We start from the raw sequence: 13,101 nt of genomic DNA on the forward strand, positions 1-13,101 counted from the left end.
TTTCCCGCTTGCCGCGGCGAGATATCGGCTACTCTGAAAGCCCGCCATCAAGCGAGACGCTCATGCAGTTGGAATCGACGCTGACTTGCCCAAAATGCGGCCATCAATCGGTCGAGACCATGCCCACAGACGCCTGCCAGTTCTTCTATGACTGCAAGGGCTGCGGCGAAAGACTGAAGCCTCTCGCGGGCGATTGCTGCGTGTTCTGCTCTTATGGTTCGGTTCCCTGTCCACCGATCCAGGAGAACAAGAAGTGCTGCTAACTCGACGGCGCTTGTGATCATGGAGCAAGGCCGCGGCCGTCTCGAGTCTCGTTGACAAATGCCAAAATATCCATAAGTCTGGATATATGGAATCGGAACAAGCCATTCTCGCACTCGCTGCGCTCGCCCAATCGACCCGGCTGGAGGTGTTCCGGCTGTTGGTGAAGCACGAGCCGGAGGGGCTCGCGGCCGGCGATATCGCCAAGGCGCTGGCGGTGCCGCAAAACACCATGTCGTCGCATCTGTCGATCCTGTCCCGCGCGGGACTGGTCTCGGCGCAGCGCTTCAGCCGCTCGATCGTCTATCGCGCCGATCTGACGCGATTTCAGGCCGTCATGCTGTTCATGCTCAGGGATTGCTGCGACGGCCGGCCGGAAATCTGCGCGCCGCTGATCCAAGACCTCACGCCGTGTTGTCCGCCCAAGCCCAAAAGGAAGGCTCATGCCTGAGCGAATCTACAACGTTCTGTTCCTGTGCACGGGCAACAGCGCGCGTTCGATTCTGGCGGAGTCGATCCTCCGCAAGGACGGCCACCGCCACTTCCGCGCCTTCTCCGCCGGGAGCCAACCGAAAGGAACGGTGAATCCGTTCGCGATCAAGGCGCTCAAGAGCCTTGATTACCCCGCCGACGATCTGCGCTCGAAGAGCTGGGAAGAGTTCGCTTCTCCCGACGCGCCGGTAATGGATTTCGTCTTCACGGTTTGCGACAACGCGGCCGGCGAGTCCTGTCCGGTATGGCCCGGCCAACCCCTGACAGCGCATTGGGGCATTGAAGACCCCGCCGAAGCCGAGGGCACCGACCTTCAAAAGGAAGCGGCGTTCGTCGCGGCGTTCCGCTATCTCAAGAACCGCATTGCCGCCTTCACCAGCCTGCCGTTGCAAAGCATCGACCGTCTGTCGCTCGGCACCAGGCTGCGCGACATCGGCCGGGGAGAGGGCGCCACCTCGTCGCGTCCGGACGTGGCGTAACCGCGATGAGCCTGTTCGAACGCTATCTCTCGCTATGGGTGGCCCTGTGCATCGTCGTGGGCGTCGCGCTCGGGCATCTCATGCCCGGACTGTTCGCAACCATCGCCGGCGCGGAAATCGCGCGGGTCAATCTGCCGGTGGCAGGGCTGGTCTGGCTGATGATCATCCCGATGCTGCTGAAGATCGACTTCGGCGCGCTCGGCGAGGTGCGCCAGCACTGGCGCGGGGTCGGCGTCACCCTGTTCATCAACTGGGCGGTAAAACCGTTCTCGATGGCGCTCTTGGGCTCGCTGTTCATCGGCCACCTGTTCGCGCCATGGCTGCCGTCGGCGCAAATTCCCTCCTATATTGCCGGTCTCATTCTGCTCGCCGCGGCGCCGTGCACGGCGATGGTATTCGTGTGGTCGAACCTGTGCGAGGGCGAGCCGCATTACACGCTGAGCCAGGTCGCGCTCAACGACGTCATCATGGTGTTCGCGTTCGCGCCGTTGGTCGGACTGTTGCTCGGCGTCGCTTCGATCGCGGTGCCGTGGGCGACGCTGCTGATCTCGGTGGTGCTGTACATCGTGGTGCCCGTCATCGTGGCGCAAGCGTGGCGGCGGGCGCTCCTGGCCAGCGGACCGGCGGCGCTGCAGCGGACGCTGCATGTGCTGCAACCGGTGTCGCTGGTCGCGCTGCTGACCACGCTGGTGATGCTGTTCGGCTTTCAGGGCGAACAGATCATCGCCCAGCCGCTGGTGATCGTTCTCCTGGCAGTGCCGATCCTGATCCAGGTCTATTTCAACGCGGGGCTGGCCTATTGGCTGAGCCGGCGCTTCGGCGTCGCCTGGTGCGTCGCGGCACCCGCGGCACTGATCGGCGCCAGCAATTTTTTCGAGCTTGCGGTCGCCGCCGCCATCAGCCTGTTCGGCCTCAACTCCGGGGCGGCGCTGGCCACCGTGGTCGGCGTGCTGGTCGAGGTGCCCGTGATGCTCTCGGTGGTTCATCTGGTGAAGCTGTCGCGCGGCTGGTATGAGGCCGGCGGCGAAACGTCCGCCGCCATCAACAAGGAAGCGCCCACGTGAGCGTCACCATCTACCACAATCCCGCTTGCGGCACCTCGCGCAACACGCTGGCCATGATCCGCCAGAGCGGCGAGGAACCCGAGGTCATCGAGTACCTGAAGAACCCGCCGAGCCGGGCGCAGCTGGTCGAACTGATCCAGGCGATGGCAATTCCGGTTCGCGCGCTGCTGCGCGAAAAGGGCACGCCCTATGCGGAACTCGGCCTCGCCGATCCCAAATGGAGCGACGACCAGTTGCTCGACTTTATGCTGGCGTATCCGATCCTGATCAACCGGCCGATCGTCGTGACGCCGAAGGGGGTCAAACTGTGCCGGCCGTCGGAGGCCGTGCTCGATCTGCTTGATCATCCCATCGCCTCCTTCGTGAAGGAAGACGGCGAGGCCGTGGCGCGGGCGAAATCGTAGGCGACGTCATGGTGAGGAGGCGCGATAGCGCCGTCTCGAACCATGAAGCCCCGATGCCGCCCATCCTTCGAGACGCTCGATCCCGATTTGACGTCGGATGCGGCCATGGCCGAGGGCTACGCGCGCTATCTGGCGGGCAAGGTGTGACCGTTCGGCGCAGCCAAGCCCGCGCTTGATTCAAGTCAATGCGATTGGCCTCGATCCTGTCTCAGCATGGCGGCAGGAGAGGGCGCATGTACAAGCATATTCTGCTTCCCACGGACGGATCGGATCTATCGAAGGCGGCGATGAAACACGGCATCGCTCTGGCCAAGGCCATCGGCGCCAGGGTGACCGCGCTGGTGGTATCGACGCCGCTGAATTCCCTCGTGGTCGATCCCAGCATCGTTTCGGGCGCGCTCGATCAGTACAAGGCGCTGGTCGTCGAGCAGACCGCGAAATACCTCGACAACATCAGCCACAGCGCGCGGGAGGCGGGCGTTGACTGCCGCACGCTGTGCGTCGAACACGACAAGCCGTATGAGGCGATCGTCGACACCGCGAAGAAACACGGCTGCGATCTCGTCGTGATGGCCTCGCACGGCCTGCGCGGCGTGTCGGCGATCCTCGGCAGCGAGACGCTGAAGGTGTTGACCCACACGTCGGTGCCGATCCTGGTCTATCGGTGATCTGGCCGGCGGGTGATGGCGGTCTCAGGTCTTGTTTTGCCATAGGCCGAGAGGGGCACCAGTTGGATCAGAGATGAGGCTGAACCAGCCCCTTCCGGGTACTTCGGTAACGTCTTTCAAAATAGTCGCACCAAGCGACTTCGCCTTGCCGGTTGCCGCCTTGACGTCATCCACAAGCACATAGGCCAGCCACGTCGACGGCGCCCCCGGGATTGGATGCTTCATCAAACCGCCGCCCGTTCCTTCTCCGACCTCGATCACCGTATAGGCCCCGTCGGGCATAGGCACGTCTTGCAGCTTCCAGTCGAACAGCATGCCGTAGAATGATTTTGCCTTGGCCACGTCAGTCGTATTCAACTCGACATGTATGAACGGATTGGCCATCGGACGCCCTTTCCCGGAAAGTGTTGGAGTTGCTGCTTTCACACGAGCAGATTTACGATGCCACGATGCGCTGGTCTCGCCTTGCGCTGAATCAAGCGAGCCACGCCGCAGCGGCTTGCCCGCTACGCCTTTGCGGCGTCCCCGACCATTTCCGGCTGTCGCGCCAGCGAGACTGCGGGCGACATCAGGATCACCAGCGCCTGCGCGCCGAAGATCGCGGCGGCGAGATAGAGGCACGGCTCCGCCCCATAAACTCCGCCGACGACGGCGCCGAGCGCGGAGCCGAGCGGGCGGGCGCCGTAACTCATGATGTTGATCGCGGAGACCCGGCCCAACAGTCGCGGCGGCGTCACCGATTGCCGCAAGGTCGTGGTCGAGATCACCCACAGGATCGGGCCCACGCCAAGCAGGAAGAAGCTCAGGCCCGCCAGCGCCGGGCTGGGAACCACCGTCGTCAGCGCCATCACGCCTGCGGCGACAAAGCCGGTCACCGGGCCCAGCCCGATCACGGTGCCGAAGGCAAGGCGGCGCATCACCCGGGTCGCTGCGAGCGCACCGGCCACCATACCGACGCCGTACATGGCGAGCGTGGTGCCGACGCCGGTCGCTGACAGTCCGAGCCGCCGCACCGCATAGGGCACGAACACCGCCAGCAGCAGGAAGGAGGCGGTGTTGAAGATGAACTGGGTGACGAAGACCGGGCGCAGCAGCGGGTGATGCAGCACGAAGGCGGCACCTTCCCGGATCTCCTGCAGCGGATGGCGGCGCGGCGCCGGTGGCCGCGCCGGCTCGTAAATCCCCGACAGCAGCACCACGGCGATGACGGAGAGTGCTGCGGCGAAACCGAACGCGGGCGCCGCACCGACCCATCCCACCAGCACGCCGCCGAGCGCCGGTCCCGAGGCAAAGGCAATCGTGCGCGCCAGTTCGATCCGCGCGTTGGCCGCGGGCAACAAGGGCGGCGTCACCAGCGACGGCACCAGGGCGGGCGCCGCCACGCTGTAGACCACCGTGCCGCAGACCGCGACAAAGCCGGAGAGTGCGAGCAGCGGCAGCGTCAAGAGGTTCAGCCCGATCAGCGCGAGGATCGCGAGCAGAGCCGCGGCGCGCAGCGCTTCAGCCGCTGCCATCAGCCGCCGCCGCGAGATGCGGTCGGCGAGCAGCCCGGCGGGGATCGCGAACAGGATGAACGGCAGCGTCAGCGCGGTCTGCAACAGCCCGGTCTGGCCTTCGCCGACGCCGAGCAGCAGCACGGCGACGATGGGAGCCGCCGCCAGCGCGACCTGTTCGGCCGATTGCGCCGCCAGATTGGACCAGGCCAGCCGGTTGAAGGTCGGGGGCAAATGGGGCGCCTGGTTGATCGCGATCATGGAAGGGATCCTTGCATGGGCGGTAGGCTGGCATTGTCTGGCTCTCAGCACGGCCAAGCCACCCGCTTCCCGACAGGGGCTCTCATCAAGCTGCCGGTCTAGATGCAGTTGCAAATTAGTTGCAATAACATAGAATATTGGTCATTCTGCTCGAATGGACGCACGATCTCCCGATTTACCGGCTGACACCAAGCCGGAGGCCGCACCAAATGCCGCTGGCTGGCGTGCCGACGCTGCAGCCGACGTCCAGCGGAGCTTGCCGGAGGTGTACGGGACGATTGCGGTGCCCCGTGCCGGCCATTGGTCTCGCCGGCTGCTGGCCTTCGTCGGCCCCGGCTACCTGGTTTCGGTCGGTTACATGGATCCGGGCAACTGGGCCACGGACCTCGCGGGCGGGTCGAAGTTTGGCTACACGCTGCTGTCGGTCATCCTGCTCTCGAACCTGATGGCGATCCTGCTGCAGGCGCTCGCGGCGCGTCTCGGCATCGTCACCGATCGCGATCTCGCTCAGGCCTGTCGCGCCACTTATTCCCGGCCCGTCAACCTGCTGCTCTGGCTGGCTTGCGAGGCGGCGATCATCGCCTGCGATCTCGCGGAGGTCATCGGTACGGCGATTGCGCTGAAACTTCTGTTCGGCATTCCCCTGGTCGGCGGGGCTCTGATTGCCGCGCTGGATGCGTTCCTGCTGTTGCTCTTGATGAACAAGGGTTTTCGCTTCCTCGAAGCTTTCGTCGTCGCGCTGCTGATCGTCATCGCAGTGTGCTTCGCAATCCAGATCGTCGCCGCCGCTCCGCCGGTCGCAGCGATGCTGCGCGGCTTCGCGCCGTCTTCCCGGATATTCACCAATCCCGAGATGCTCTACATCGCCATCGGCATCATCGGGGCAACGGTGATGCCTCATAACCTCTATCTGCACTCGTCTATCGTGCAGACCCGCGCCTACGAACGCTCCGACGAAGGCCGCCGGGATGCGATCAAATGGGCGACGACGGACAGTACCATCGCGCTCATGCTGGCCCTGTTCGTCAATGCCGCGATTCTCGTCGTCGCGGCCGCGACGTTCCATACCAGTGGTCACGCCGACGTTGCTGAAATCGGCCAGGCTTTCGAGCTCTTGTCGCCGCTATTGGGTCTCGGTATGGCTTCGACGCTGTTTGCCATCGCGCTGCTCGCCTCCGGCCTCAACTCGACCGTGACGGCGACCCTTGCCGGCCAGATCGTCATGGAAGGCTTCCTTCATTTGCGTCTGCCGAGCTGGGCGCGCCGACTTCTCACGCGCGGCATCGCGATTGTCCCGGTGATTGTCGTCACGGCACTTTATGGCGAGCGTGGCACGGGAGAGCTACTCGTCTTCAGTCAGGTCGTGCTGTCGATGCAGCTTCCGTTCGCCGTGATTCCGCTGGTGCGGTTCGTCTCCGACCGGCGAAAGATGGGCGCCTTCGCCATATCCCGTCCGCTCGCCGCCGCGGCGTGGATTGTGGCCGGCATCATCGTCATCCTGAACGTCAAGCTGCTGTTCGATGCGCTGTTCGGCTGAAGCCCCAGGCACCGGATGACGACAGCAGGGTCAATCCTGCGGCTCGCTCGACACGTCGCCTGAGGCGTCGATGCGCAGCCAGCCGCTCGGCGCCAGGCGCTGCTGCGGCAGGAAGCGGCCCTTGTAGTCCATCTTCTTGGAGCCTTCGATCCAGTAGCCGAGATAGACGTAAGGCAGTCCCTGCCGCCGGGCGCGCGCGATATGGTCGAGGATCATGAAGGTGCCGAGCGAGCGGCCTTCTTCCGACGGTTCGAAGAACGAATAGACCATCGACAGCCCGTCCGAGAGCACGTCGGTCAATGCCACCGCCAGCAGTTCCTCGCCGCGGCCGGTGACGCCGGAATCGGCGCCGCGGCGGCGGTACTCGATGATGCGGGTTTCGACGTGGCTGTCCTCCACCATCATCGCGTAATCCAGCACCGTCATGTCGGCCATGCCGCCATGGCGGTGGCGCTGGTCGAGATAGGCGCGGAACACCGAATACTGCTCCGAGGTCGGCACCGCGCTGCGCTGCTCGCCGACGATGTCGGCGTTGCGGGCCAGAACCTTGCGCAGGTTGCGTGAGGGCCGGAATTCGTTGGCGATGACGCGGATGGAAACGCAGGCCCGGCACTGGTCGCAGGCCGGCCGATAGGCGATCGACTGGCTGCGCCGGAAGCCGCCATGGGTCAGCAGGTCGTTGAGGTCGCCGGCCTTTTCGCCGACCAGATGGGTGAACACCTTGCGCTCATGCCGGCCCGGCAGATACGGGCACGGCGAGGGCGCCGTCAGGTAGAATTGCGGGGTGTCACGCGAGTGCTGGGTCACGGGATGTCGTCAGGCTCCGAAAGGCGCGGCGACCGTCAGCATCGCGCCCCGGAGGCTGACGGTCAATCGATTTAGGGTCAGAACGTTCGCGCCGGCTGCGCCACGGGGTTGCGGACCGAGCTGTTAACGACCACGGTTCCCAGCACGATGTCGTGTAGCAGCCGCTTGCGCCCGTTGAACAGGCCAACCAGCAGCACCAGCGGCGACAGGAACGAGATCGAAACCCAGAACAGCACCGCGTGCATGGCGCCAAGCACGAAATAGCCGGGCGCGCCGTACCAGGTGCGCAGTTCCAGATCCATCACGCGCATGCCCAGGGTGGCCGAATAGGGCCCGCCGAGCGAGGCGCCGTAATAGACCACCGCCCAGATCACGGTCGCCGGCCACGCCAGCCAGAACAGCGCCCAGCCGAGCCCGAGCGTGATCAGGCCGAACACGGCGATGAAGAGGTAACCGAGGATTACCGGAACCGAGATGACGACGAGGTCGATCAGGAACGCAAATACCCGCCGCGTCAGCACGCCGCGAAACAATTCCGGCTGCGTCCGCGGGTCAAAGGCGTGCGGCTGAACATTCGCCGCCCCCCCGCTGCGCCAGGCGCCGCCAGAGTAACCCGAACCGCTGTCAGACATGATCCGTCCTCCCGACCGTGCATTTCCGAAATCGAGACATGGGAACCGCCCGGGCGCGCGCAAGTGCCACGATCATTACCGAACCGCAACAATCCGGCGATTCGGCGGCGGAAGGACGTGTCTCGGGGTCCGTCATTCCGGGATGGTCCGAAGGACCAGAGCCGGAATCTCGAGATTCCGGGTTCGCGTCTTCGACGCGCCCCGGAATGACGATCAGCTCTAGCGCTCCGCCTTCAGCTTTTCCGCCGCCTGCGGCGCAAAATAAGTCAAAATCCCGTCGGCGCCGGCGCGCTTGAAGCACAGCAGGCTTTCCATCATCGCCCGCTCGCCGTCGATCCATCCGTTGTTGGCGGCGGCCGCGATCATCGCGTATTCGCCGGACACCTGATAGACGAAGGTCGGCATCCCGAACGTATCCTTGACCCGCCGAACCACGTCGAGATAGGGCATGCCCGGCTTCACCATCACCATGTCGGCGCCCTCGGCGATGTCGAGTTCGACCTCGCGCAGGGCCTCGTCCGAATTGGCGCTGTCCATCTGATAGGTGCGCTTGTCGCCGGTCAGGGTCTTGGCCGAACCGATGGCGTCGCGGAACGGGCCGTAGAAGGCGGAAGCGTATTTTGCCGCATACGCCATGATCTGGACATCGAGGAAGCCGCTCGCATCCAGCCCCTGGCGGATGGCGCCAACGCGGCCGTCCATCATGTCGGAGGGCGCGATGATGTCGCAGCCGGCTTCGGCCTGCACCAGCGCCTGCCGCACCAGCACCGCCACGGTCTCGTCGTTGAGGATCTTGTCGTCCTCGATCAGCCCGTCATGGCCGTGGCTGGTGAAGGGATCTAGCGCCACGTCGCAAAGCACGCCGATGCCGGGAAATTCCTTCTTGATCGCGCGCACCGACTTGCAGACGAGGTTGTCGGGATTGGTGGCTTCCGAGCCGTGCTCGTCGCGCAGCGACGGCTCGGTATAGGGAAACAGCGCGATGCAGGGGATGTTCAGCTTGGCCGCGCGCTCGGCGTCGCGCACCGCCTGGTCGACCGAAAGCCGCTCCACGCCCGGCATCGAGGCGACCGCCGCGCGCACATTGTGGCCGTCGACCACGAAGAGCGGCCAGATCAGGTCGTCCGTGGTGAGGACGTTTTCCCGGACCATCCGGCGGGCCCATTCCGCCTTGCGGTTGCGGCGCGGGCGAACCACCAGATCGAGGGCAGGGGCGGCCTGCGCGGTCTGGTGCCGCGGCGCGTCGCGCATTTCGATCGGTCGCCCGAATTTGATCGCCATTTTGTCATCTCTCCCTGAGGCCGGTTCGACCCTAGCACCTTGCATGGCTCCCGTCACCGCGGCCTTGACCTGCCGCAAGGGTCGATTGAGGAAGGGTCGGTTGATCAAGGGTCGATTGATTTTACGGCGCCAAGGGGCCAAGAGTCTCCACAGGACAAGAGTCTTCACAAGAGTCTTCACAAGAGTCTTCACAAGAGTCTCGAAATGCGGCTTCAAATGCAAGTCTTCGAATGCACATGTATTCACAGCTCGTGAGCGGTCCGGATGTCTGAAACCTCCTCGCGCGACCAGTCGCGGGACAACGCCATGTCGGTGGCTGCGATTTCGTCGGAGCGGATCGAATCCGACGACAATGTGTGGACCCGGCGGCTGGTGTTCTTCCTGCGCATCATGGCGGTCGTCTCCGTGATCAAGGGGCTCTATCACTGGGCGCAGGTAACGGGTTTCGTCGGCGGCGAAGAAGACGCCTTCGAAAGCCAGCCGATGGCATGGCAGACCGCGACCGTCTATTTCGCGGTGATCGAACTCGTCGCCGCGGTGGGACTTTGGCTCGCGACGCCATGGGGCGCGGTGGTGTGGCTGACCACCGTGGTGTCGATGGCGGTGATCGAGCTGATGTTTCCGGGGATCTACGGCGGCAGCCTGACGGTGGTGGGTCTCGAAGCGGTGATGCTGGGCGCGTATCTCGCGCTGGCCTGGATGGCCGCGCGCGAACGGCCGCCATAGCGATTTCAGGTTGGCGCTCTCGCGCAGAAAAATCCGCGCGCCAATCCAGACAGTTTCGTGCTAGAAAATGATGTACGCGATCCCGGAAAAGAAGGGGTCAGGCTATACAAATTATTTCTGAAATTTTCGCGGTAACTTTTCGCTCACCCTAACGTGCCGCCACACCTGTTACGCAGGTCTTTCGAATTTGAACCATCCTGTTCCCATATGCGACAGGGGAGGCCAACGAAGCGTGAACAGGGCCGTCTCACCCTCAATGAAAAGTTGCCAGAAGTCCTTATGTGGCAGGCTTAATCCGCGATTCACTGTCTTAAATTCATGATCTCTTTATTGTCTTATTTAAGCGGATCTTCAAACGCCCCCCTTAAGTTGAGGCTATCAGACGGGACCAAAGTTTCGTCGAATAAGTCGATAAAAACGACAACAGGGGAAGTGTCATGATGAAAGCCGTTGCAACGGCGGTGGATGCCGCCGAACGCGCTCCCGGAGCTCCGGTGCAGCCGCTCTATCTCGAAGCGTTGACCTTGGTGGAGCGGCTGCATCGCCGGCTGCTCGACGTGATCAAGGACGAGTTCGATCGTCGCGGTCGCGCCGACATCAATTCGGTGCAGGCGCTTCTGCTCTATAACATCGGCGACAAGGAACTGACCGCGGGCGAACTGCGCACGCGCGGTTACTACCTCGGCTCCAACGTCTCCTACAACCTGAAGAAGCTGGTCGAACTCGGCTTCCTCGATCATCAGCGCTCGCGCGTCGACCGCCGTTCGGTCCGCATCCGCCTGACCCCGCAGGGCCAGGAAATCCGCAAGATCGTCGACGCGCTGTATCAGAAGCACGTCAAGACGGTGGAGCAGGTCGGCGGCATCTCGAACGAGGAGTTCGCGACCCTGAACAAGTCCCTGCACCGGCTCGAGCGGTTCTGGACCGACCAGATCCTGTATCGGCTCTGAGATTTTTTCGGCCAAGCCGGCGGACCTAAAAGACCGGCAGCCACTCGACAAGACAGAAAAAGAAAACAAGAAAAAACGACACTTCCCCCAAACGCATCGGCCCGGCTTTCCGGACCGGTGCGTTTTTGTTTTTCATGGCGTTTTCGGGCGAAGGCCTGCCCCGCAATTGATGCGGGGTGATACGGCTTGGAGGAAGAAAACGCGCCAAAACTGCGACGGTCCCTTTCGCACCGCAAAAACCGGTTTCCCGGAATGGAACCTTTGCCCGCTCGCGAGCTTATCCATGCGTGCCGGAGGAGAGATCATGCTGGTCGAGCGCGGATTGCGGATCATGAACGTCGAAGTGGTCGGCGATGCCTATGCCATCGCCTCGAACTACCTGCGCCGCGCCGGCGCCATCCCCGACAGCTTCGCGACCGACGAGCGATTGCTCGAAATCATCGTCGATATGTTTCAGCGCGGCGAAACGAACAAGCTCAGGCTCGCCAACAAGGCGATCGCGAAGTTCGAGGCCGCCGAACTGGTCTGACCGTCAATCCCGGATAGCGAAGAGGATCTCATGGAAGCCGCCATCGACCGTATCATGATGACCTACGATCTCCTGGTGAACCGCTCCGCCGCCGCCAGCGCCGAAGCGCGCGCCAAAGTGACGGAATATCTCGCCAAGCTGATGGAGGCCGGCGAAAAGGACACCCACCGGCTGACGGTGTGCGGGCTGACCTATTTGCGCGAACTCGATGGCTCGAGCGATCCGGTGAAGGCGGGATTTACGGGGCTTTAAACGGGATGCATTTTTTCGCATCATGGCCGGGCACACAGCCGTCCGAAAGACGGCGTCGATTCTGCTCGCCTATGCCCAGCCTTCCATCCCTTCGCAAGACTCTCTCGTGAAGATTGAAGGATGCGCGGGTCAATCCCGCGTATGACGCTGTGTTGGATCGCCCGGTCAAGCCGGGCGACGACGCTCGAGTGTCTTGCTGACGTCTCGCAAGAATATCTGATACACCTCGGTGCCGAACAAACACGCCCGAGGAAACCCCCATGCTCACGCTGCATCACCTCAACGACTCCCGTTCGCAACGGATCCTCTGGCTGCTGGAAGAACTGGGCACGCCGCACGAGATAAAGCGCTATCAGCGCGACGCGCAGACTCGGCTGGCGCCGCCGGAGCTGAAGGCGGTGCATCCACTCGGCAAGTCGCCCATCATCGTCGACGGCGATATCAGGATCGCCGAGTCGGGCGCGATCGTCGATTACATCATCCGCCGTTACGGCAAGGGAGCCATGATGCCGGCGCCTGATGGCGCCGAGTACGAGGCCTATAACGAGTGGCTGCATTATTCCGAAGGCTCGGCGATGCTGCCGCTGATGCTCAACCTCTATGTCGGCAGGCTGAAGGAGGCGGGCGCGCCCCTGCATCCGCGCATCGACAGCGAGATCGCAAACCATCTCGGCTATATCGAGGGTGCGCTGAAGGGCAAAGAATTCTTCGTCGGCACCTCGCTGACCGGCGCCGATATCCAGATGAGCTTTGTCGGCGAAATGGCAAAAGTGTTCGACAGGCTCGGGCCGTATCCGAACTTGAGCGCGTGGCTGTCGCGGATGCACGCGCGGCCGGCATTCCAGCGTTCGGTCGAGAAGGGCGGGGCGTACCGGTTCGCGAAGTAGGGCCCAGGCCGTCATTCCGGTCTCGTGTTGCGCGCGCCCCGGAATGATGAGAAGCGAGGATTACGACCCTCGCACGATTGCGCCCAAAATCGAATTTCTCCAGCCGGTTCAAGCTGTTTCTACCTGTCCAGTCCCTTCGCCAAAAATTTTCTGCTTCGCAATTTGCGCAAATCACTTTCATAACTCCAGCCGTCCACCCCACCCAAGGGGCGTATCGCGATCGTCACGGACGCGGGGTTGGATGCGATGGACGCGGCGGCGCTCTTGACGAACAGCGCTAAAGCGGACGGAGAAGTCGTGTGGTCCTGACGCCTCGACGCTGGCGTCAAGTCGGCAGCTAAGACGCCGCCGATGACGGTGACAAAAAAGCCCGATCGC

The 13,101-nt window shown here is 63.3% G+C and carries 18 protein-coding genes; 12 read left to right on the forward strand and 6 right to left on the reverse strand.

What is annotated here, in order from left to right:
• Positions 1–62: 62 nt before the first annotated feature.
• The 6 genes from QZ213_RS14330 (at position 63) to QZ213_RS14355 (ending at position 3,368) form a co-directional block, all read left to right on the forward strand.
• Entirely contained in the window at positions 63–263 is a 201-nt protein-coding gene (locus tag QZ213_RS14330; RefSeq protein WP_291686752.1) for a GDCCVxC domain-containing (seleno)protein, read from the forward strand.
• An 86-nt stretch (positions 264–349) separates the two neighbouring features.
• On the forward strand, positions 350–712 hold the full coding sequence (locus tag QZ213_RS14335; protein ID WP_291686737.1) for a metalloregulator ArsR/SmtB family transcription factor: 363 nt from the start codon (positions 350–352) through the stop codon (positions 710–712).
• Positions 705–1,232 carry an arsenate reductase ArsC gene (locus QZ213_RS14340; protein ID WP_291686738.1) on the forward strand — a complete coding sequence of 176 codons (528 nt, stop codon included), beginning with the start codon at positions 705–707 and terminating at the stop codon, positions 1,230–1,232. Before QZ213_RS14335 ends, QZ213_RS14340 begins: the two co-directional genes overlap by 8 nt.
• Before the next feature lie 5 nt (positions 1,233–1,237).
• On the forward strand, positions 1,238–2,296 hold the full coding sequence (gene arsB, locus QZ213_RS14345) for an ACR3 family arsenite efflux transporter (protein WP_291686739.1): 1,059 nt from the start codon (positions 1,238–1,240) through the stop codon (positions 2,294–2,296).
• A complete protein-coding gene (gene arsC, locus QZ213_RS14350; RefSeq protein WP_291686740.1) occupies positions 2,293–2,700 on the forward strand; it encodes an arsenate reductase (glutaredoxin) in 408 nt (135 codons plus the stop codon). Before arsB ends, arsC begins: the two co-directional genes overlap by 4 nt.
• Before the next feature lie 233 nt (positions 2,701–2,933).
• Complete coding sequence (locus QZ213_RS14355; RefSeq protein WP_291686741.1) at positions 2,934–3,368, forward strand: universal stress protein; 435 nt, start codon at positions 2,934–2,936, stop codon at positions 3,366–3,368.
• Between the two features lie 24 nt (positions 3,369–3,392).
• Here the strand turns inward: QZ213_RS14355 and QZ213_RS14360 are convergent, their stop codons facing one another.
• Both QZ213_RS14360 and QZ213_RS14365 read right to left on the reverse strand, forming a co-directional pair.
• Positions 3,393–3,752 carry a VOC family protein gene (locus QZ213_RS14360; protein ID WP_291686742.1) on the reverse strand — a complete coding sequence of 120 codons (360 nt, stop codon included), beginning with the start codon at positions 3,750–3,752 and terminating at the stop codon, positions 3,393–3,395.
• A 122-nt stretch (positions 3,753–3,874) separates the two neighbouring features.
• Positions 3,875–5,113: an MFS transporter gene (locus QZ213_RS14365; protein WP_291686753.1), complete on the reverse strand. Its 1,239-nt coding sequence runs from the start codon at positions 5,111–5,113 to the stop codon at positions 3,875–3,877.
• 163 nt (positions 5,114–5,276) lie between these two features.
• Here QZ213_RS14365 and QZ213_RS14370 point away from each other — a divergent pair, with 163 nt between their 5' ends.
• The gene (locus QZ213_RS14370; protein ID WP_291686743.1) at positions 5,277–6,659 is read left to right on the forward strand and encodes an Nramp family divalent metal transporter; all 1,383 of its coding nucleotides are present in this window, start codon (positions 5,277–5,279) and stop codon (positions 6,657–6,659) included.
• Positions 6,660–6,689: 30 nt separating this feature from the next.
• Here QZ213_RS14370 and QZ213_RS14375 read toward each other — a convergent pair whose 3' ends face one another.
• From QZ213_RS14375 to hemB, 3 genes are all read right to left on the reverse strand, one after another.
• Positions 6,690–7,466 carry an arginyltransferase gene (locus tag QZ213_RS14375; RefSeq protein WP_291686744.1) on the reverse strand — a complete coding sequence of 259 codons (777 nt, stop codon included), beginning with the start codon at positions 7,464–7,466 and terminating at the stop codon, positions 6,690–6,692.
• A gap of 77 nt (positions 7,467–7,543) precedes the next feature.
• The gene (locus tag QZ213_RS14380; protein WP_291686745.1) at positions 7,544–8,098 is read right to left on the reverse strand and encodes an RDD family protein; all 555 of its coding nucleotides are present in this window, start codon (positions 8,096–8,098) and stop codon (positions 7,544–7,546) included.
• A 219-nt stretch (positions 8,099–8,317) separates the two neighbouring features.
• On the reverse strand, positions 8,318–9,379 hold the full coding sequence (gene hemB, locus QZ213_RS14385) for a porphobilinogen synthase (RefSeq protein WP_291686746.1): 1,062 nt from the start codon (positions 9,377–9,379) through the stop codon (positions 8,318–8,320).
• A gap of 264 nt (positions 9,380–9,643) precedes the next feature.
• Between hemB and QZ213_RS14390 the strand changes: the two genes are divergently transcribed.
• The 5 genes from QZ213_RS14390 (at position 9,644) to QZ213_RS14410 (ending at position 12,723) form a co-directional block, all read left to right on the forward strand.
• A complete protein-coding gene (locus QZ213_RS14390) occupies positions 9,644–10,105 on the forward strand; it encodes a DUF6163 family protein (RefSeq protein WP_291686747.1) in 462 nt (153 codons plus the stop codon).
• Positions 10,106–10,542: 437 nt separating this feature from the next.
• Entirely contained in the window at positions 10,543–11,055 is a 513-nt protein-coding gene (locus tag QZ213_RS14395; RefSeq protein ID WP_291686748.1) for a MarR family winged helix-turn-helix transcriptional regulator, read from the forward strand.
• A gap of 304 nt (positions 11,056–11,359) precedes the next feature.
• A complete protein-coding gene (locus QZ213_RS14400; RefSeq protein ID WP_291686754.1) occupies positions 11,360–11,584 on the forward strand; it encodes a hypothetical protein in 225 nt (74 codons plus the stop codon).
• A gap of 30 nt (positions 11,585–11,614) precedes the next feature.
• Positions 11,615–11,836 (forward strand): hypothetical protein, encoded by a 222-nt coding sequence (locus QZ213_RS14405; protein ID WP_291686749.1) that lies wholly within the window; start codon positions 11,615–11,617, stop codon positions 11,834–11,836.
• A 260-nt stretch (positions 11,837–12,096) separates the two neighbouring features.
• Positions 12,097–12,723: a glutathione S-transferase gene (locus QZ213_RS14410; protein WP_291686750.1), complete on the forward strand. Its 627-nt coding sequence runs from the start codon at positions 12,097–12,099 to the stop codon at positions 12,721–12,723.
• 119 nt (positions 12,724–12,842) lie between these two features.
• Here the strand turns inward: QZ213_RS14410 and QZ213_RS14415 are convergent.
• Positions 12,843–13,101: hypothetical protein (locus QZ213_RS14415; protein WP_291686751.1), on the reverse strand; the 259-nt coding region annotated here is incomplete at its 5' end.

This window comes from Bradyrhizobium sp. (assembly GCF_017881085.1).
Lineage (GTDB): Bacteria > Pseudomonadota > Alphaproteobacteria > Rhizobiales > Xanthobacteraceae > Bradyrhizobium.